The 20394-nt window shown below is 36.6% G+C and carries 13 protein-coding genes and 5 pseudogenes; 7 read left to right on the top strand and 11 right to left on the bottom strand.

Annotated elements, in window-relative coordinates; translation table 11 throughout:
- Positions 1-164 precede the first annotated feature (164 nt).
- On the bottom strand, positions 165-1328 hold the full coding sequence (locus A9C19_RS20630) for an MFS transporter (RefSeq protein ID WP_072581611.1): 1164 nt from the start codon (positions 1326-1328) through the stop codon (positions 165-167).
- A gap of 121 nt (positions 1329-1449) precedes the next feature.
- On the opposite strand from A9C19_RS20630, the gene A9C19_RS20635 reads away from it, so the two are divergent.
- From A9C19_RS20635 to A9C19_RS20640, 3 genes and pseudogenes are all read left to right on the top strand, one after another.
- On the top strand, positions 1450-1887 hold the full coding sequence (locus A9C19_RS20635) for a MarR family winged helix-turn-helix transcriptional regulator (RefSeq protein ID WP_072581612.1): 438 nt from the start codon (positions 1450-1452) through the stop codon (positions 1885-1887).
- Positions 1888-1924: 37 nt separating this feature from the next.
- Positions 1925-2177, top strand: a pseudogene (locus tag A9C19_RS21415) (IS5/IS1182 family transposase); the annotation flags it as partial.
- A gap of 422 nt (positions 2178-2599) precedes the next feature.
- The gene (locus A9C19_RS20640; RefSeq protein WP_072581613.1) at positions 2600-4123 is read left to right on the top strand and encodes a histidine kinase N-terminal 7TM domain-containing diguanylate cyclase; all 1524 of its coding nucleotides are present in this window, start codon (positions 2600-2602) and stop codon (positions 4121-4123) included.
- Between the two features lie 76 nt (positions 4124-4199).
- Here A9C19_RS20640 and A9C19_RS20645 read toward each other — a convergent pair whose 3' ends face one another.
- From A9C19_RS20645 to A9C19_RS20675, 8 genes and pseudogenes are all read right to left on the bottom strand, one after another.
- Positions 4200-5003 carry an ABC transporter ATP-binding protein gene (locus A9C19_RS20645; protein WP_072581614.1) on the bottom strand — a complete coding sequence of 268 codons (804 nt, stop codon included), beginning with the start codon at positions 5001-5003 and terminating at the stop codon, positions 4200-4202.
- Positions 5003-6034, bottom strand: a complete 1032-nt coding sequence (locus A9C19_RS20650; RefSeq protein ID WP_072581615.1) for a FecCD family ABC transporter permease — start codon at positions 6032-6034, stop codon at positions 5003-5005. Before A9C19_RS20650 ends, A9C19_RS20645 begins: the two co-directional genes overlap by 1 nt.
- Positions 6031-7065 carry a FecCD family ABC transporter permease gene (locus A9C19_RS20655; RefSeq protein WP_199445801.1) on the bottom strand — a complete coding sequence of 345 codons (1035 nt, stop codon included), beginning with the start codon at positions 7063-7065 and terminating at the stop codon, positions 6031-6033. Before A9C19_RS20655 ends, A9C19_RS20650 begins: the two co-directional genes overlap by 4 nt.
- A complete protein-coding gene (locus tag A9C19_RS20660) occupies positions 7065-8123 on the bottom strand; it encodes an iron-siderophore ABC transporter substrate-binding protein (protein ID WP_072581616.1) in 1059 nt (352 codons plus the stop codon). The genes A9C19_RS20655 and A9C19_RS20660 overlap by 1 nt, the downstream gene beginning before the upstream one ends.
- A 418-nt stretch (positions 8124-8541) precedes the next feature.
- Positions 8542-11462, bottom strand: a pseudogene (locus A9C19_RS20665) (Tn3 family transposase).
- Position 11463: 1 nt separating this feature from the next.
- Positions 11464-12033 (bottom strand): recombinase family protein, encoded by a 570-nt coding sequence (locus tag A9C19_RS20670; protein WP_072581617.1) that lies wholly within the window; start codon positions 12031-12033, stop codon positions 11464-11466.
- A gap of 806 nt (positions 12034-12839) precedes the next feature.
- Positions 12840-13173: pseudogene (locus A9C19_RS21420) on the bottom strand (IS1595 family transposase); the annotation flags it as partial.
- Between the two features lie 89 nt (positions 13174-13262).
- Entirely contained in the window at positions 13263-13667 is a 405-nt protein-coding gene (locus A9C19_RS20675; RefSeq protein ID WP_072581618.1) for a hypothetical protein, read from the bottom strand.
- Between the two features lie 124 nt (positions 13668-13791).
- On the opposite strand from A9C19_RS20675, the gene A9C19_RS20680 reads away from it, so the two are divergent.
- The 4 genes and pseudogenes from A9C19_RS20680 (at position 13792) to A9C19_RS20695 (ending at position 18283) form a co-directional block, all read left to right on the top strand.
- Entirely contained in the window at positions 13792-14601 is an 810-nt protein-coding gene (locus A9C19_RS20680; protein WP_072581619.1) for a hypothetical protein, read from the top strand.
- A gap of 187 nt (positions 14602-14788) precedes the next feature.
- Positions 14789-15961 (top strand): S8 family peptidase, encoded by a 1173-nt coding sequence (locus A9C19_RS20685; RefSeq protein WP_099092793.1) that lies wholly within the window; start codon positions 14789-14791, stop codon positions 15959-15961.
- 390 nt (positions 15962-16351) lie between these two features.
- Positions 16352-17630 (top strand): annotated as a pseudogene (locus A9C19_RS20690) (IS110 family RNA-guided transposase).
- A gap of 452 nt (positions 17631-18082) precedes the next feature.
- Entirely contained in the window at positions 18083-18283 is a 201-nt protein-coding gene (locus tag A9C19_RS20695; RefSeq protein ID WP_072581620.1) for a hypothetical protein, read from the top strand.
- 163 nt (positions 18284-18446) lie between these two features.
- Here A9C19_RS20695 and A9C19_RS20705 read toward each other — a convergent pair.
- Together A9C19_RS20705 and A9C19_RS20710 are read right to left on the bottom strand one after the other, a co-directional pair.
- Positions 18447-18976 (bottom strand): annotated as a pseudogene (locus tag A9C19_RS20705) (transposase); the annotation flags it as partial.
- 305 nt (positions 18977-19281) lie between these two features.
- The gene (locus tag A9C19_RS20710) at positions 19282-20259 is read right to left on the bottom strand and encodes an ABC transporter substrate-binding protein (protein WP_072581623.1); all 978 of its coding nucleotides are present in this window, start codon (positions 20257-20259) and stop codon (positions 19282-19284) included.
- Positions 20260-20394: the final 135 nt, after the last annotated feature.

Consider the following 20394-nt stretch of genomic DNA (forward strand, 5'->3'; position numbering starts at 1 on the left):
AGGTACTATTCTACTAAGAAAAGATGCCACTAGACTTTATACGGCGCTGTTTTCTAAAACATTCAATATAAAAAAAGCCGAATTCTAGACTGATTTTCTAGAATTCGGTCTTTTTTAGCTCCTTCTATACCTAATCACCCTGCACTTCACTCTTTTTATTTCGCTTAAACCTGGATAGAGTCAGTCTTAGAAGCTCGTTTTCTTCTAGTCGTGATGAAATAGGTCAAACTAGTTATACAGCCTACTCCAGCAACTAATAGATAGATAACAAATAGTTTGTCCGAAAGCCCTTCTATAAAGGATGAGAGAAACTGTCCTAAAAAAACGGCTGAAGAATAATAGGCTAAATTCTTTCCTCTATTTGTAAAGCTACTCTTTTCAACCACCATATGGTTAGCAAGTGGAATGGTAAAACCAAAGCCAAATCCTATGAATATCGCTGCTAAAATAACGAATAGGAAGAATTCTTGAGTGAAAGCCAGGATAAGAAAGCCACCAGCAAATAAACTGAACCCTGTTCCTAATGTATAGTAATCCGTCATTCTATTAACGACTTTAGGCATGATGCTGGCTGATAGGACAGCTACAAATGAAATGGAAGCAAGTAAATACCCAATACCTGCAGCATTCAAGCCGAAGTGATCCGTTAGGTAAAAGGGAAGAGTAATAAATCCTACAAAAAACATGGTCATGGCAAGTAGAGCGGCTACTAATATTGGCCATACCTTTTCTACTTGTTTAGAATCTACTACATCCTCTGTTGTCTCCATCTGCAAATCTTTATGTGATGGCACAAAGAGCAGAATGAATATAAATGCAATCCAGCTAATTAAATAGAGCAGAAAAGGCCATTGCCATCCAATACTTCCTAAGATTCCACCCAAGCTTAAGAAGATAATTCCTCCTGCTTCGATGGACATTCCTTGAAGTGCGACCATTTTTAGCCGTTTTTCTCCCTCAAAGAAATCTGCTAATAAACCTGTAGAAGCCGCCATCGTGATGGCCGTTGCTGCTCCTAAGAGAATTCGATCTGCAAATACTAGGAGATGATTATCTATCCATATGGCACTGATTCCGATTGCACCATACAGAAGTAATCCGATACATATTGCCTTATAATTACCAATTTTATGAATGAGTTTCCCAGCAAAGGGAGCAAAGAGAACGACTCCTAAGGCTGGTAAAGTTGTCAGCCAGGTGGCCTGATTAGTTACCCCATAATGAGTAGAAATTTCTAATAGAGCGGGAGTGATGGCACTTCCAACCATAATAGTTAAACTAGCTGCGAGCATAAGGGCAAATACACCAAGCTTTGAAATAGAATTCATGCTAAAAAGCCTCCTTTCATACCATTGATTATCCTATCATAGAATAGTTAGTTAGGAAACTAATTTATTGAGTGAGAAAACTTGTATCTATGATAAACTAATATTAAGGAAGGTGGAGAAGGTGAACACATCACATAGTCAAGATATTGGATATCAAATCCAGCAAATTTCCCATACTGTTAAACAATTGCAAAATGAGTGGCTGCTAAAAGAAAATCTAAGCGTCTCACACTTAAATGTCATGCTTGTTTTATATGAAGAAGATGGAGTTCCCCAAACACATATTCAGACAAAATTAGGTGTAAGGGCTTCTTCGTTATCAAAGCTAATCGATATTTTAATTAGAAAAGGCTTAGTGACCAGAGAGGCAAAAGAAACAGATGCTCGAACGAAAATCATCTCACTTACTGCTTTAGGGAAGGAAAAAGAAACACATCTTCAAAAAGTAAGAGGAGAACTAGAAAGTCAGGTCACAAAGAACTTGGATGCTGATGAGGTGAAGCAATTAGCAGATTTGCTAGCAAGGGTAAAGCAGAATGTTATTCCTGAAGGAAAATAAAAGGGATGGAATGTTATGATTTACTCCCTAGACTGCTCTAGCGAATGAAGGAATCTGTCAAAAGGTATACAAAGGAAAAAAAACCACGTACCTTAGAAAACATTCTTTAAACGTCGAACCGTTATAGAGAAAGTAAACGCTTATTTTAAGAAAGTTTCAGCTTAATCCCGTGCGTTATCAAACTGGAAAACGTGCCAAAGCTCCTTTTGACCTAGTAACCTTAGTTTATCATGCTCCAAAATTAGCTACTGGTCGTCAATGACATGCTAAATCAGCAACAAGTTGATTAGGATTTAACATTCTGAGCTCTTTTCTAAGAGATGGTTGCGTTTAAATAGGATCTTTGAACGAAAACTGCTTAAGGTTGAATGGAGCGGAAGTGCGAGACTCCTGGGCGAGGAGTGGGATAGGTGAGACCCCACGTTTACGCTGAGAAAGGCTCACCGCCCGCCCCGCGAAAAAGCGAGCAACTGGAGCAGAATTCAACCAGGCCGGGCACTTGATAAATAGCCACGTTTACGAACTTAGCAAAAATGTAAAAGGAATCTAACATTCTGTATGTCTGTGTTTCTTAAAATAAGCAATGATGAAATTGATTTAATCAGGAAATTAATTCACTTATCTAAAAAATTAGTTTTCTTATTTGTTCTTCCCCTCCTTTTTCCACAATCTATGATAGGATAAAGTTACTAGGATAAATGGAGGTTCAAAAATGAATTGGATGGATCCATATACGTTTATGTTATTTAGTCTAGGGTTAAGTGTTATCTTTCTATCATTTGCCCTTTTGCGTTCTCCGAGAAAGCTATCACGTACATTACTTGCCTGTGCTTCTGGTCTTTCAGGTATGCTCATTATCTTGACTGTAATTGAATTACTTATAGATGATCCAAACACTATGATTGTTCTTCGTAATTTTCAGCAAATATCACTAGTATTTATACCGATTATATTATTGGGGTATGCAAAAGAGCTGTATCAAGAATCAGCCAAGAAGACGATGCGTTTAGTAGGTCTTTTATTTATTCCATCCATCATTGATCTCACACTTGTTTTTACTGATTCCTACCATGGGTTAATGAGGAAAGAAATTACCATTGAATCCATTTGGACCTATACAGAAGTATCTACAAAGTCAACGCTGCTTAATTCCTCTTTAGGTGCCTATCCATTTGTGCTTTGCTTGGTGACTATTTTCCTATTAATCCGAAATATGTTTGATGTTCCAAAGCAATACCGTATGACGCATTGGCTCACAGCCCTGGTTATTGCCTTACCAATTGTCGTACTTATTACCACATCGATGCTTTCTATAGAAATTCCAGGTATTTTCGCTTTGTCCTATTCTTCAATGGCTCTTTTTCTTATCCTTGTGAATAAAAGAATGGACTTTAATACGATCTGGCCATTATCTCGACAGGAAGTATTAGAGAATTTGTCAGAAGGGATTTTGTTGATTGATCAGAAAGGAAAGATTGTTGAGGTGAATAAAGCCTGTTGTCAAATGATGAAGCGTTTATTTGATTTGGAGCACGAACAAGTATATACGAACATTCTTTACCAATCTGCTTATACATATTTTCAAGATGTAAAGCCATTAACAAAGGCACTTAGTCGTCAAGAGCCGACTACTTTTCAGTATGAGCGAAATGGGCAATATTTTGACGTGAGTATGACAATCCTTAGGGAAAAAACAAATGATCTTCGATTAGTCGTTTGGAAAGATATAACGGATAAAAAGGAAATTGAACAGCAACTAATTGAACAGGCAAGACTTGATTCCTTAACGAAATTAACAAATCGAGAAGCATTTTTAGAGCTATACAATCAAAAAACAGGTCAAGACGAAAGTTGTTTTTTGCTTATGGATATTGATCATTTTAAGCTATTTAATGATCGTTTTGGTCATTTAGTTGGAGATAAAGTACTGAAATATGTTGCGGGATTAATGAAAATCCACTTTAGAGGGGACATTTTAACACGTCTAGGTGGAGAAGAATTTGGTGTTTATAGGATGTCGAGTGTAGAGGGAGCAATTACGCAAGCTAAGGCGTTTCAGCTTGCGTTAAAAGAGGAAAGTCATTTAATTGATTCAGCTATTACTGATTTTGTAACAGTGAGTATTGGGATTTGTCCAGTAGAACCCGGTGCACCTTTTGAAAAAGTATATGAAATGGCGGATGATGCCATGTATCAAGTGAAAGAAGACGGCCGAGATAGTATCAAAGTTTGTTAACATGTAGGTAGTGTTTCATATACATAAATAGGTCGTGAAAAATGACTCTTACTGAGAGCTTTTTCACGACCTTATTTTAATTTTTAACATGATGTCGACCAATCGGAACCACAAATGGAGAACCGGAGATAGGATCATTAATGACGGTACAGTTCAGTCCGAAAATATCGTGAATTAATGTACTTGAGATCACATCCGATGGTTCACCCTCTGCTGCGAGCTTTCCTTGATCAAGAGCGAAAATATAATCTGCGTAGCGTGCTGACAAGTTAATATCATGAAGAACCATTACAATGGTTGTACCATATTTACGATTAAGATCTGTTAATAAATCGAGTATTTCGACCTGATAGGTGATATCTAAATAGGTTGTTGGTTCATCTAGAAATAAAATATCGGTTTGCTGTGCTAATGCCATCGCTATCCAAACACGTTGTCTTTGTCCGCCTGAAAGCTCATCAATATTTCGATCAGCAAATTCTGTAATTTTCATCATGTCCATTGCTTCAGCAACAGCTTCATAATCAGCCTTTGTCCAGCCTTTAAAAAGTGATTGGTGAGGGTATCTACCTCGGCCAACTAAGTCAGCGACTGTAATTCCCTCCGGTACAATAGGTGATTGTGGTAATAAGCCTAATACACGAGCAAGCTGTTTTGGTGGAATTTTATTTAACGGTTTTCCATCTAATATTACGTTTCCGGAAATAGGTTTAATGAGCCTCGCCATCGTTTTCAGCAACGTTGATTTCCCACAACCGTTTGATCCGATAATAATGCTTATTTTATTACTTGGTATAGAAATACTCACATCATGTAATATCGTTTTATGATCGTAACCAGCAGTGAGTCCTTCTGTTTGAAAGCTATGTGTAGGTTTCATTATAAATCTCCCTTTCGATTCATTCGAATGAGCAAATAGAGTAAGTAAGGAGCTCCGAGTATTCCTGTTATGACGCCGACAGGATAACGAGCAACGAATGCAAATTGCCCAATGAGATCAGATGCTAACACTAAAATGATTCCCACAAGTCCTGCTGGCACAATGCCTGAAAATCCTACACCTACTAATCTCTTAGCGATAGGCCCTGAAAGGAAGGCAATAAAAGCAATTGGTCCTGTAGTAGCAGTTGCTAAGGCAATGATGAGCACAGAGCTAATGATCAGGGCTAATCTTGTTTTATCTGTAGGAATACCAAGAGATGTTGCAGCTTGTTCGCCAAGCTCGAGCATATCTAATCGTTTGCCAAGTGCCATAATGAAAGGAGCTAAAATAAGAACGGTCAAGATTAAGGGATAGATATGTTCCATTTTCGACCCATTGAGACTCCCGCTAAGCCACCTCATAGCAGTAGGAATATCTTGTGATTGACCGATAAGTAATAAATAAGAAATGATAGCGCTTAGCATTGCTTGTATTCCAATACCGATTAAGATCAACCTGCCAATTGAAAAGGAGGATCCCTTAGACAGCATGAAGATGATAAATACTGCAGCAAGACCTCCAACTACAGAAGCAATGGAAACGACAGTATTACTTGCATGAAGAACAATGATACAAAATACAGCAGCTGCACTTGAACCCGCTGTTATTCCTATAACATTTGGATTGGCTAAAGGGTTTCGTAGCATGGTTTGAAAAACATAGCCCGATACACCGAAAGCAAATCCGGAAAAAACACCTGCTAGCATTCTAGGAAAACGAATCGTTCCTACTGCAAATGAAGCCCCTTTTACATTCTCACCTAAAAGAACACGGATGACATCTTGAGCAGGGTAGATTGTGTTACCAAGCATAAGCATCGTGCACGCAAGCACGAAGGCTATGATTGCAAGTAGAGTAGTAACAAGGATAAAACGGCGTTTTCTTTTTTTTCTACCGACCATGATAAGGTTCAAAGATTCATTCATCATAATGTACGCATTTTCGCTTTCATCGTTATTAGAATTAAGATAGGGGCTCCGATAAATGCCGTAACGACACCAACCTCGAGCTCACCTGGACTACCTAGTAGTCTACCGCAAATATCTGAAATTGTTAAGATAACGGCACCGGAAAGTGCTGACATTGGAACCACATATCGTATATCTGGACCAATTACTAAACGAATTAAGTGAGGTGCTAATAAGCCAATAAACCCAATAGGACCTGCTAGTGCGGTTGTTGCTCCGCATAGTAGTACACCGCCAAATGCAGCGATGAGTCGAAGTGTACCCGTTCGTACTCCTAAGCCAGTAGCTACTTCATCACCTAGTGCTAAAGCATTTAATGCAGGAGCGGTAAATAATGCGATGACTATACCGATTAGGAGAAAAGGGAGAAATGTTGAAATAGAATTCCAGTTACCTGAGCCAACACTACCTACCTGCCAAAATCTAAATTGGTCCATCACATTTGAGCGTGGAATCATTACTGCAATCACTAAGGATGTCAGGGCCGCACTTGTAGCAGCTCCCGCTAAAACGAGTTTAAGGGGCGTGGCACCGCCACTCCCCATAGAACCAATTCCGAAAACAAAGATGGCAGTTATAATGGCTCCCGCTAATGCGAACCAAATGAATTGACTAGCTGAACTAATATTGAAAAAGGAAATCCCACAAACAACAAAAAGTGCTGCACCTGTGTTGACTCCTAAAATACTAGGATCTGCAATAGGGTTACGTGTAACTGACTGCATAAGGGCCCCAGAAACTCCTAATGCAGCACCACACATAATACTAAAGACAGTTCTAGCAATTCTTTGACGAACAACTAATGCCCCATGACTCTGTACATCAGGATGGAAAAGACCATCCATGAGTTCCTTCCATCCTACAGTACGAGAACCAAAGGCAAGAGAAGCTAAAACACTTAAACCGAGTAAAAGAACAAACAAGATGAAAACCATGATGAAATTTTTCGGAATAAGTAACTGCTTACTATCTGTTACGGATGTAGTATCCATTAATCTAATTTGCTAACAGCTTCTGAGAGTAGAGTTAAGTATTCTTCCAGTGAATATTTAATTGCAAGCGGATTTGGAGTACCGGCTGCTGCAAGTGGAGTATTATCGCCAATAATCACGACAGAACCTCTTTCAACCGCAGGGATTTTTCCTAAGATTGGATCAGCTTGTAAAGCCGCTAATGTATTTTCATCACCATATGATACAAAAATATCAGCTTCATTAAGAATATCTGCGTTTTCTGCGCTAACTTCTAAGTAGAAGCTAGAATCATCCGTAACTTGACTTGTAATACTTTCTGGATATTCCATTCCAAGCTCAGTTAGGAAATCACCACGAGAATCTGTTGGTGTATACACATAGAATTTAGATAAGTCTGCTGCTGAAATACTGACAAATGCAGCTTTCTTTCCTTTAATTTCAGGGTGTTCACTTACTTTTTCTTCGATGAACTTGTCAGTATCTGCAATTAACTGTTCGCCTTCTTCAGCCAAGCCCATACCCATTGAATTGTACTTGATTTGGTCACGCCATGAAGTTAACCAAGGAGTTTCTTTGTAAGCCACAACAGGTGCAATTTCACTTAACGTATCATATTCTTCTTGAGTAATACCTGAGTAAGCGGCAAGAATTACATCTGGTTGAGCATCTGAAATAGCTTCAAAATCTAACCCATCTGTATCTTGGAAAAGGGTAGGTTCTTCTGCACCAAGCTCTTTTAATTTTTCCGCAGTCCAAGGAAGCATACCGCTTTCATCTTGAACCCCATAGTTTGCTGCTGAGAAACCAACTGGTACAACACCAAGAGCAAGTGCAACGTCATGATTTGACCAGGCAATTGTAGCGACGCGTTCAGGCTTCTCTTCAATTATTGTTTCACCAAAAGCGTGTTGGATTGTAATTGGATATTGTGAAGTTGCTTCTTCTGTTGTTTCCGTGTTAGAAGAAGTATCTGAAGACGTTGATTCTGATTGGTTCGTTCCGCAACCAGCTAATGCAAGCATTAGAATGGCGATTAAAAATGTTGTAATAAAGGCAAATCTTCTTTTTGTATTCATAATAGACCCTTCCTTATCCTCGTTCTAGTTGATAATAATTATCACTATCATTAATGTATCGGTTCTTTAGAGGATTGTCAACATTACTTTTGGGTTTTTCATTATTTTGTAGTTCAAAAGTTTAAGTATTGGAAAAATTTCATTAAATCATAAGCTGTTGGATTAGTAGATATAAGAAGGTCACAAGCATAGTGAGGATTTTCTCTACTTCTGTTTTCTGATAAATAAGGGGATCAAACAAAGAATAGAGAACGAGGTGAGCCTTAAAAAGGACAATAAAGGGGTCCTGCCGACAAAACGCGGATATTATACGGTAAGACACTTTGGAAGATAAACCTTGATTTTTCTTCGCTAAGGAGAAAAATCAAGGTTTTATTTATATTCTAAGTGGGCGCAGGGAATGAACAGAGTTTGAAATCTAAGGTTTAAATGAATATTCACCTAAGAAGTTAATGTGTTCCCATCCCAAAGGAGATATATGAGGAAGTAATTTCTCTTTATATTTTCCTGTTGTTTTCAAATGTTCAATTGCTTCTGATAGATACACGGTATTCCAGATACTAATAGCCTAATAATAAGATTTAAGGCGCTGGCACGCTGTAATTGATCTTGTAATGCTCTTTCTCTAAGTTCCCCATGTTTCCCAAAGAAAATAGCTCGTGCCAAAGCATTCATGGCTTCGCCCTTATTTAATCCACGTTGGATTCGCCGACGTAATGTTTCGTTAGAAATATAATCTAAGATAAACAAGGTTTTATCTATACGTCCCATCTCCCTTAAAGTTGTCGCAAGGCTATTTTGACGAGAATAAGAACCTAGTTTTCCCATGATGAGAGAAGCAGAGACTGTACCGTTACAAATGGAATGTGCCAACCTTAATACATCATCATAATTTCCTTGAATGATCTTGGTGTTAATTCTTCCACGCAACAATTTCTCCATTTCTGGATATTGGTCTGGCTTTTCAAATGAATAAAGTTTAGAATCTGCAAGGTCTCGTAGTCTTGGAGCAAACCGAAATCCTAACAAATTGGTTAATCCAAATAATTGATCCGTATAACCAGCCGTATCCGTATAATGTTCTTCAATATGCAAATCAGTCTCATGATGTAATAAACCATCTAAGACATGAACAGCATCTCTTGCGTTGGTGTTAATCACTTTCGTATAGAAGCTAGAAAATTGGTCACTGACAAAGCGATAGATGGTTGCACCTTTCCCCGTTCCTCGGCAGGACCCCGTTCCATAATGTGGATTTGCTTCAGAGTGTAAGGATGAAACTCCTACTTGAACACGCATACCATCTGAAGAAGAAGTTGTCCCGTTTCCCCAGTACTATGACAAACTTAACTTATGCTGAAAATTAACCAGTACTGCTTGTGCATTATTCATGGCATCTTCATATAAACGCCACTGTGAGGCTGTGGACATTTGCCGGTAAGATACTCCTTGTGTCGTTTCTGCCATCTTAGTAAGACCAATATTTGTTCCCATAGCCATGATAGCCGCCATGATCGCTGGCTTTTCTTCTTCTTTTGGAGGATGTAGCGTGGAAGCATGAAGAAGTTGCTTTTCGAATCCGGTCCAACTAGCCACTTCCATAAGTATATCAGTCAACTTTACACGAGGTATTAACTGATATAGAGATAGACTATATTCTCGTGCTATTTCTGGAACATTTTTTCCAAACGATGGACATGCAACCGTCCATCCTCAAAATTAACCCCATCTAATTCTGTGATATTAGCTTTAATCCATTCAAGCCGATTATGTAATGCATCCATTTTCTCTTCTAAGTATTCATCAACAGAAGGAGGTGCGGTAAGTTCATTAAGATGCTTGTTTTGCTCCCATGTTTCTTTTGGCACTAAATAATTATCAAAATCTTGGTGCTGACGACTTCCTTTAATAGAAACGTTACCTGAGCGTACAAGGTTTCTTAACTCGGTTAGAACGGACATCTCATAATATTGGCGATTAACATTCCCATCATCATCATAAACATGCTTTTGCCAGCGATTCGAAACAAAGTCCAAAGGAGCCACTTCTGGAACCTTTCGTTTATTGTGCCTGTTCATCTCTTTAATTGTGTCAATAGCACGGAGCAATGGCTCTCCTGATTTTGTAGAAGTAAATTCCAAGGCTTCTAACAATGTTGGGGTATATTTACGTAAATAGTTAAAGCGAAATTTTAGCAAGTCTAAGTAGTCGTAATCCATTGGGCGCGACAATTGCTTTGCCTCTTCGATAGAGTTCACTAAGTCCTCCCAAGGCATAATAGCCTCTAATGCTTCAAAGGGGTCTTTACCTTGTTCTCTTGCTTGAATCAGTGCTGTGCCTAAATCTGCAAAATGAATAACCTTTTCATTTACTGATTTGCCATTTAATTTCTGAATCTCTTCTTGAGCTTTGCGCCCCTTTGACAACAATAAAGTAATTTGGCGATCATGTATCTCAAAGGCATAATCGGTAAGGTTTTGGCTAAGTTGTAGGAGATGTAAAATTAAAAGTGCAAATTTTTTATTTTCTTTAAACCTACGGAACGAACGGGCTCATATTTAGAACCTAGACGTTCTAACTGCAAGATCCTATTTGGATGAATTTCATTAATATCCACATTAAGTTGCAAAGTTCGTATGACCTGAAGACGTTGTATAACCTTTAAGAAAGCATCTGGAGAGGATTGTCCAGGGATTTCTCGCAACCAAGCAAGGGGTGTCTTTGAATAGGTGGAACTTACATCAAGTAAGTGATCTAACTTTGGTTTTTGAGATTCACATAATGTAGAGCTGATAGATTTAAAAATTCGTTCTTCTGCCCGTTGACGTGCCTCCCATACAATCCTTTCTATTGTTGTCATGGCTGGCAAAATTACTTTTTGTCTTCGCAATTCTTCAATTGTTAAGCGAATCAAATAATCAGTATTTCCGTTTTCTAGAGCGCGTTGAAGTGTATATTGTACAATAATTCGATATGTCTCAAAGGATAAATTTTGGTAGCCATAATGTTGCCGAAGTTCCTCTAGGTGTTCATTGCGGATTGCTACTCGTTTGGCATATTGTTTATATTCTTGAGGGGAGATATCGATTTGTTTCGCAATATAATCGAGTATATAGCTGGGAATGTCTTTAAGCTGAAATAAAGTCCAACCCGGATATCGAAGGACAGCAAGTTGTAAGGCAATCCCTAAGCGATTATGGTCTCTTCGATGCTTATTAATAAATCAAGATCTTCTGAGGTGAATGTATAGCGCATTTCCATTTCATGCTCAGTCATATCATCAGGAATAGACATAAACATATTTCGCTGATCAAGGGTCAACAATTCTTTCCCTCTCATGTTACACATCCTCGCTGGATAGTTCTTTCTTTCCTAAGTAACGATATAACGTTGTTGCTCCTATTCCTGTGGCTTCTTTAATTTGAGATAAGGAGTAGTCTTTACTTTCATACATCTTCGTGGCAAGCATGATTTTTTTTGATTCAACCTTCGGTCTACCTCCATTTCTTCCCCTAGCTCTAGCTGCCACGAGCCCATCTTTTGTTCGTTCACTAATGATATCCCGTTCTAATTCAGCTATACTAGCCAACATTCTGAAAAAGAATCGCCCCATAGCTGTTGTTGTGTCAATTTTATCTTGAATAGACACAAAGTGGATTCCTTTAGCTTCAAACTGTTCCATGAGTTCGATTAAATGTTTGGTACTCCTACTGATACGATCTAATTTATAGACAACCACTGTGTCGCCCTTACGCAGAACTTTAAGAAGCTCGTCCAATTGAGGACGGTTTTTCCTCTTTCCAGATTCTTTTTCTTCAAAAATCTGATCTACTTCATAATGATTCAAAGCATCAAGTTGTAATGATAAGGACTGATCTTGCGTACTTACCCGAGCATATCCAAATTTCAAATCATAGCCCCCCTTACTTTAATACATTTACTATACCAAAAAGGGCGGTTAGATAGATATATTGGTATTTTGATTTTTGATATATTTTTGGTTATGAATTTTAATAGTTTTTGAGGTTTTTTAAGAGAAACTCCTTTTAAACCAAAAACGGTCGTTTTTGGAACTAAAATCGTTAGCTATAAAAAAACATCTTGAATTTCGCTTATCTTTTAAAACCAAAACTTATTGGTAAAAACAAAGTTCTATCAAAACAATAACAACCATTTTTATGAAAGGCTCTTTTCGAAAAGATTGTTGCTCTTGAGTATGAGAAGGAATAATTTACTTTTTATGGTATTATATAAACGGATGCTTATTCAGTTAAAAGGGTTAATGTAACAAAAGATAACTTTTGATTTGAATATTCAATGGGGGTGTTTAAGTGAAAAGACCGTTAGGAGTTTCTTTGATAAGTTATTTCTATATATTTGGTGCGATAGTTTTATTATTTTACAGTTATTTTTTATAATGCAGATGCTAAATGGTCTATGGCTATTTTAGGTTGAAAAAATGGGGATTTTGGGTAATGATAGCCTATTAATTATCTTTGGTTTAACAAGCTCTTTGCTTATAACTAATCAATCATATCAGCCATATGTAGGTAATCTGATTTTTTCTTTTATTGTAGTAGCTTATACAATATATGTGAAGAATGCTTATTTCAAAACAGTTCTTCAACACTAGAGAAAGCTATATATTCTTCCTTCAATCAAAGGGGCTTTAACGGAATAATAAATAGAGTCGTTCCATATAGGAATGGCTGTTTTTTATACCTCACGTAGGAAATTGACGGTAATGCTATTTGAATTTTGGCAAGCACTGAGGAGCATTTGGTTTATCTGCTCTTTTTCAGCCAACTTCTTACTTTGCTGAAGGAAGCTGAACCAGTAAAGATAACTGTATATGATAAATACCTTTTCTAACATAGACTTTTTTACTCACGTTGATTAATTCGTGCTGAAGACCTTTCATTTGGGTGAACTTTTTGTAATTTGTAGCTGTATCTGTGCATAACAAAGCAGAGGTGTCGATATAACTCCCTAACATCTTATCCAATTCAATGGCTGTAACTCTTCCTTTACCTGCTATTTGGGAAAGAATTTAACCATTTTGTTTCAAATAACTAAATTAAATGTAAAAACTCAAAAAAGTCATTAAACAACCTTTTTGAGTCATAGTGTGGTAGAAAATTATTTCTCAGATTCTATTATTTCATTAATAACACTGAATAAATCTCCTTCAAACTTTTCAAGATTCTTTTCAGTATAGGCAAAAATAAAAGAAGAACTTGATGTTGTTACAATAAAATTATTACCTAATATTTCATTACTCACTCTATAATCAGCTTTTTCTAAATCAGCTTTATCAACTATATAGACATAAATATCATTCTCTTCTACCTCGTAAATTCTCTGTTCTTTAGCGATATCTAACAAATATTCATCTTCGATAGGTTTCGATGTATAAGTTATATTGTGTTTATTAAACAATTTCTCTAAATCTTCTAAAGTTTTATATTCGACTTGAAATAATCTTGTTGCAATAATGATAACGGATAATAAAATAATTAAGGCTATCACTAAAAAATTTTTCAAATAATTACCACCTTTAACGAATTTTTTACAATTAATAATTGTAAATTTTTGGTGTATTAGCTAAAATATACTAGACCCTAGAATGATAGTCAACTAGAACAAAAATATTTAGGAGGTTTATTTTTTGAAAATTCTTAAAAGGATTGTTGCTAGTCTGGTTGCTCTTGGTTTTGTTTTTGGTATTGGTTTTGTTTCTGTAAGTGCTGAAGAGGTTACCGCAAGTGGTGAAGATCCAAATTTTGCTAAGGTTAAAAAACAAGATGATGAATTAGATCCAATTATTAAAGAAGTGTATTCTAAGCACATAAAGGAAATTGGTGATGTTAAGAAAGCGGCTCTTGATGAACAAGGGGTTGACTCTGTTGAAAAGTTAGCTAAAATAACTAAACAGAATATTAAAGATTCTGAAAAGCAAATTAAAGACAAGATGCATAAGGAAATTGATAAGGTAATGAAAAAATATGGTTGGGAGCAAGTAGAAGATACATACTCTGATGATCAACAAATGACTACCAACAGTACTTCTGGAAATATTTCATTGACTAGAAGTTTGTATAAAAGCAGTGATGGATATTACACATATTACGGCTATTGGGATTGGACTGATGGCAAATGGGACAGTTATCACGATATAGAAGATATATTAGCTGTTAGAAGTACAAAAGATATGACACAACGGGTATCTGCTTATATTTATAGTTGGGACAACTATGGATATTCACGTCATGATCGAGTTGCTAGAAGAAGTTGGGAAGCTGACGGTGCTACCTTTAATGTACATGATTATTTAGGGTATGGGTGGGGGGATCTATGCCTATGTATAATACAGATAATGGGTATGCAAAGTTTACGTTCAAGGCACCAACAGGGACTGAAATATATACGCACTTTGAACATAACTATGAAGCTTATTCATGGTATTCGAACGCTGTAATTGATGTTGTGAACCTATCAAATTCATCATTCAGTGTGTCGTACTCAAAGAAAAATTCTAGATGGGCTACAGTTGGAAACCCATATTATATCAGTAACTAAGAACAAAAAAGGATAGACTGAGGGATTTTTATAATCTACTCACCTATCCTTTTTTACTAATAGTTTAGAATTTTAGGAGAATAGAAATGGGTATATACTTAAAAATTCTGAAGGGACAATTGTATATGAAAAATAAACTAGTAGTACTAGTAAGTATATTGATTCTGTTTATCTCTTTTATTGTACCAGAAGTAGGTAATGCTCAAACTAAGAAGTCTTATCTTATTGGTTTTAATAATAAGGTTAGTGAGTCCATTATTAATAAATATGGAGGGGATCTTGATAAAACGTTTAGATTTATACCTGTTGTTTCTGCAAAACTATCAGATAGAGCCGTAGAAGCTTTATCTCATAATCCGAACATAACCTATATAGAAGAAAATGCACAAGTAAAAATCATGGGACAAGAAGTTCCTTGGGGTTACACACATATAAATGCTGATGACGTTCAAGGACTTGGTGGAACTGGCTATGGGGTTAACATAGGTGTTATGGATACAGGTATAGATAATTTTCATGAAGATCTTAATGTAGTCGGTGGAGAAACATTTGTTGATGGAACGTCAGATTATATGGATGATAACGGGCACGGAACACATGTATCAGGAGTTATTTCAGCACTAAATAATAACCTTGGAGTGCTAGGGGTTGCTGCAGAAGCAAACCTCTATTCAATAAAGGTCTTAGATAATAATGGAAATGGTTATTATAGTGATGTGATTGAAGGTATTGAGTGGGCAATGATGAACCAAATAGATATCCTTAACATGAGTTTTGGTAATAGTAGTAGCTCTCTCGCTTTAGAAGAAGCAATAGATACAGCATATAATAATGGAATGCTGATTGTCGCTTCAGCAGGAAATAACGGATATAGTAAAAAGGGGAGTTTAACGTATCCAGCTAAATATAGTTCTGTTATATCTGTAGGGGCAGTTGATCAGTATGATAATAGAGCTAGTTTTTCAAGTGTTGGTAAGGAGCTGGAGTTGGTAGCCCCAGGAATTTATATAAATAGTACAGTGCCAGGGGGATATTCGATATTTGATGGTACGTCGATGGCAGCCCCATATGTAACTGGTGTTGCAACTTTATTGATGCAATTAATGCCTGAACTTACAAATATTGAAATAAGAAGAATATTAAATGATACAGCAAGACCTTTAGGTGAATCGTTTTCTTATGGAAATGGTTTAGTAGATGGTCAGAATGCTATTAATTTTACAAGTACAAATGCAAATAATACTAAAGCAAAAAAATAACAAGGTGAATACTTTAGGGAATTATAAATATTGGTACAGTTAAATAATGGGATAATAATAAAATCAACCGCTAGCCAGAATTTTTCTTCCACAACTCTTATTGGATAGGGATGAAGGGTTATTCGCTTTATCGAGGATATAAATTAAACAAGAAAACATATGAACTATGAGGGTTGTATTCCTTTGGGAAATACAACTTTTTTTGTCCTGTTCATTTTTGGAAAGGAAATTATGGGTGTCCTACAATGAAAGCAATAGATAATAGGAGCATTCCTGTAATGAAGAAATTTGAGGTTTGAAACAAAAAGAGCCCTCTTGGTATCATACGAGGTGTCCAAAGCTTCGAAGCAAAAATGGACCCTTAATTTAAGTAACCAAGGAGGACTCAAAATGAATTATACACAAAATCAAAAAATCTCTCAAATTACACCAACAACTCTTATAGTCGGCATTGACATTGCCAAAGACAAACACGTAGCTCGTGCTCAAGACGACCGTGGCATCGAATTCGGGAAACGCTTGATCTTTGAAAATCGAATACATGGCTTTCAAAAGCTAGTAAATTGGGCAGAAACTCTTCGAAAAGAAAATAAAAAGAATCACGTCATTCTTTGCGTAGAACCAACTGGTCACTACTGGTTTAGTCTAGCTTATTTTTTAGTAGCGAAAGGATACGATTTTGTCGTAGTAAACCCTATGCACGTTAAGAAAAGTAAGGAGCTTGATGACAATTCCTCGACCAAAAATGATACAAAGGATGCCCGCGTGATTGGTCAGTTAATTAAGGATGGGCGATACTCTGTACCAAATCTCTTGGAAGGCATTTATGCCGAATTAAGAGAAGGCGTCAAATTACGAGATCAGCTCATCAACCAACTGATGACCACGGAGGGGTATCCAAAACCATATTCAGCGGTATTTTCCGGAATTCTTTGATGTATTTGGAGACTGGGAAGGAAAAGCAGCTTTCTCTACGTTGCGACTGTTTCCATTTCTGTCTCAAATCAAGGAATTGTCACCAGAAGAGGTGCTGAAGAAGTGGAAACCATTTGTGCAACAAGGAGTGGGAATTAAGCGAGCGACAAAGCTAGTAGAAGCCGCGAAAAAGAGTATTGGGATTCAGATTGGCATTCAGTTTTCCCAGCGTGAACTAGATTGTTTACTCGACCAATATGAGCTTTATAAGCAACAGTTAAAGCAGTTAGACAAGGAGTTAGAAACTCTTGTCGAGACTCTACCAGGAGCCAGACAAATGATGAATATAACAGGGCTAGGATCTACAACCGTCGCTCTGTTCTTCGCTGAAGTAGGGGATATTACGAAATATCCCCCCAACAGTTAGTTAATTTATCTGTTCTATCACTACGAGAACACAGCTCTGGTAAGTTCAAAGACCAAACTCGGATTACCAAGAGAGGACGAAGTCGTTTACGACGAGCATTATATTTGGCGATACGTCCACTTGTTGCCCATAATCCAACGTTTAAAGCTTTGCATGAATACTATACAACACGATCTGAAAAACCATTGAAAAAGCCAACAGTCACTCATTGCCTTGTGTTGTAAATTACTACGCGTGATGTTTGTCATTGGCCAGAAATAGTGTGAGTTTGATGGTTCTAAACTATTAAGAGGATTACCTCAAACCCAAGCATTACAGGCTGCATAAAGCCTTTAGGAATACACTCTAAATATCATTATATTTCTCATTAAAACACCAATAGTGCAGAGTTGGAGCTTATTTTATCCATTCGGGCATCAGACCCAGCATAGGAGCATTTCCAACCTCCACCTCATGGATACGCAGGACGAAGGAAAGTATGGATACGATCCGGAGAGATATGGGAGGGTTAGCGACCGCGATTTGTGTGGAGATCTCCTAGCACGGTTATATACTTATTTTCCAAACTAATCCAGTTTGGATTGATAGGATGGTCCCACTCCTGTAAATCATTTATAGAAATTCAAATGATATCCAGTAATCTTGGTGAGTCAACTATTTGGTAATTATGAAATATTGAGAATACATGAGTATTTGGAAGAAAAATTAACTTTATTGAGGGAGAGTTAAATTTTGAAGATGAAACAAAAACAACGTATACTGTAAATGGGTATGAAAATATGAAAGATGGACAAGAATACTTACTATTTTTAACCCCAGAACAAGATGGTCTTTTTGGGACAAGAGGTGTTACTTTCGGAAAAGTTCCTTTAAATACCGAGGAGCTAGAAGTATCTGAAGATCAAATAGAGTCTAGTCACACTCACACTGAAAAACTAAGAACCATTTTTAACGAGGGAAGAAAGAAATATGGTAAATAAATATTAACTATTGTTATAAGGGGTGTCGCAAAAATTTTTTCTTTGCGGCACCCTCTTTTAGTTAAATAAAAGATGACAAGATTTTAACATCCTCCAGAATATAAACTACACTACTATCAAACAACAAGTTTAAAGGAATAGAGAAGGAAATTTGTTCTTAGCGTATAATATCTGCGTTTTGTCGGCCTAAACTTTTTTCGTATTTTTCTGTCGCTTTTCTCCAAACAAATGTATATTGATTTGCATTTGCTTCTATCTTAGTCCCATCAACAAAATAGTGCTCCAGCTTTACCAATCCTTTTTCACGTAGTAACTCTACAATTGAAAAGAAGACTTGATAGATAATGTCTCTCATACGATCAGATCGAAACCGATTGATCGTTCGAAATCAGGAGTTTGACTACCACTTAACCACATAAAGTAGATATTTTCGGTTAGTAACTTTTCTATCTGTCTTCCTAAGTAAACTTTTTGTGTATACACATAAATGATGACTTTAAGTAACATTTTTGGGTGATATAATGGTCGTCCACCACCTTTGTAGGGTTGAAATAACAATGTATCGTCTAGCTTTTCTACAGCTTCATGGACAATAGTTGATAAATGATTTTGAGGGATGAGAATTTCGAGGTCTAATGGAAGAACTAACTGATTCATGTTATAATTAACGAAAGAGATATGATCATATTTCATAAAAAATCGTTCCTTTCTTGGATAATTTGGTGTGGTAACTTAATTAGACAAAATAGGACGATTTTTTTGTTGTTTAATTATTCTTTAAAAAAGACTGTTTTCGTAGGGGTTTTGCTTCTATGAATAAAATTTTAGATCGATAGCGCAATGGAACGTCCCGGTTTTTACGTTAACTGAATTAAAAAGATAAAAGTATGAAAAAAGGCTAACCCAAGGTCTAAAATCTAGACTTTTGGGTCAGCCTCTTAAATCTAATGTAATCTCTGAATTGAAATCAATAATCCCAATCCGTTCCTTCATTATAATTACTCAGCAAAAATCTTTTCAATATCTTCTAACATTAAGTTTGCAGCTTTTACGCCACCAGCCGTGTTCCAGATGATGTCGCTTACTTTATGAGCGTTCCCTTCTTTAACAGCTGATAGGTTTTGCCAAAGTGGATCATTAATCCATTCTTCTTCAACAGCTGCAGAATCTGCATATGTAAAGTAGAATAGTTGATCTGCATCCATTTCAGGAATTAATTCCTTATCTACTTCTACAGCAAAGTTGCCCATTTTATTGTCTTCAGTGAATAATTTTTCTTGGTGTGCAGCACGTTTGAAGCCTAATTGTTCAAACACTACACCTGAGAACGAATCTGTGTAATAAATACGAGTTGGACGTGAGCTAAAACGTACAATAGAAATCTCTTGGTTCACTTTATCACCAAGTGTTGTTTTTAATTCTTCTACTTTTTGATCATATTCAGCCATTACTTCTGCACCTTTATCAGATAGATTTAGTGCTTTTGCATATAACTCAAAGTTAATTTTCCAATCTCCTGCTAAATCATCTGAGAACACAGTAGGTGCAATACCTTTTAATTGATCATAAAGAGCCTCTTGACGAATTTTGTTACCAATAATTAAATCTGGTTTTAACTCGGCAATTTTTTCTACGTTTACTTCGATTTCATCACCAACAACCTCAACGCCTTCCATTTCAGCGCTAATGTGCTCGTACCAAGGATCTTGGTCCCAAGACATTACGGCTCCAACAGGTTTTACATCAAGTGCTAATAATGCTTCTGTTCCTTCATTCGTTAAGATAACAACACGTTCTGGAGTATCTGGAATTTCAGTGCTACCCATAGCATGCTCAACAGTATAGCTAGTAGATTCTGCCTTTGGCTCTTCTTTTTCTTCCTTCGTTGACTCTTCACTTGTGTTACCACATGCTGCTAACACGAAAAGTGATAGGATGGTAAGGATTGAGAATACAGACCATAACTTTCTTTGCATAGTAAAGCCCCCTAGTATTTTATTTTTAATTGCTTATGATAATCATTATCAACTGTAATCACAATCATTATCATAATTTAGGAAGAAAATATTGTCAACACTAAAATGAAAATAATTCTCAATGATATTGACTGA

Origin of the sequence: Bacillus weihaiensis (genome assembly GCF_001889165.1) — a bacterium.
Taxonomy (GTDB): domain Bacteria; phylum Bacillota; class Bacilli; order Bacillales; family Bacillaceae; genus Metabacillus; species Metabacillus weihaiensis.

What these genes read in the sequence shown, in the direction of transcription:
- A9C19_RS20630 (WP_072581611.1), bottom strand. Translation starts at nt 1,328, where the DNA reads ATGAATTCTATTTCAAAGCTTGGTGTATTTGCCCTTATGCTCGCAGCT.
- A9C19_RS20640 (WP_072581613.1), top strand. Translation starts at nt 2,600, where the DNA reads ATGAATTGGATGGATCCATATACGTTTATGTTATTTAGTCTAGGGTTA.
- A9C19_RS20645 (WP_072581614.1), bottom strand. Translation starts at nt 5,003, where the DNA reads ATGAAACCTACACATAGCTTTCAAACAGAAGGACTCACTGCTGGTTAC.
- A9C19_RS20650 (WP_072581615.1), bottom strand. Translation starts at nt 6,034, where the DNA reads ATGATGAATGAATCTTTGAACCTTATCATGGTCGGTAGAAAAAAAAGA.
- A9C19_RS20655 (WP_199445801.1), bottom strand. Translation starts at nt 7,065, where the DNA reads ATGGATACTACATCCGTAACAGATAGTAAGCAGTTACTTATTCCGAAA.
- A9C19_RS20660 (WP_072581616.1), bottom strand. Translation starts at nt 8,123, where the DNA reads ATGAATACAAAAAGAAGATTTGCCTTTATTACAACATTTTTAATCGCC.
- A9C19_RS20685 (WP_099092793.1), top strand. Translation starts at nt 14,789, where the DNA reads ATGGGTATATACTTAAAAATTCTGAAGGGACAATTGTATATGAAAAAT.
- A9C19_RS20695 (WP_072581620.1), top strand. Translation starts at nt 18,083, where the DNA reads ATGAAAGATGGACAAGAATACTTACTATTTTTAACCCCAGAACAAGAT.
- A9C19_RS20710 (WP_072581623.1), bottom strand. Translation starts at nt 20,259, where the DNA reads ATGCAAAGAAAGTTATGGTCTGTATTCTCAATCCTTACCATCCTATCA.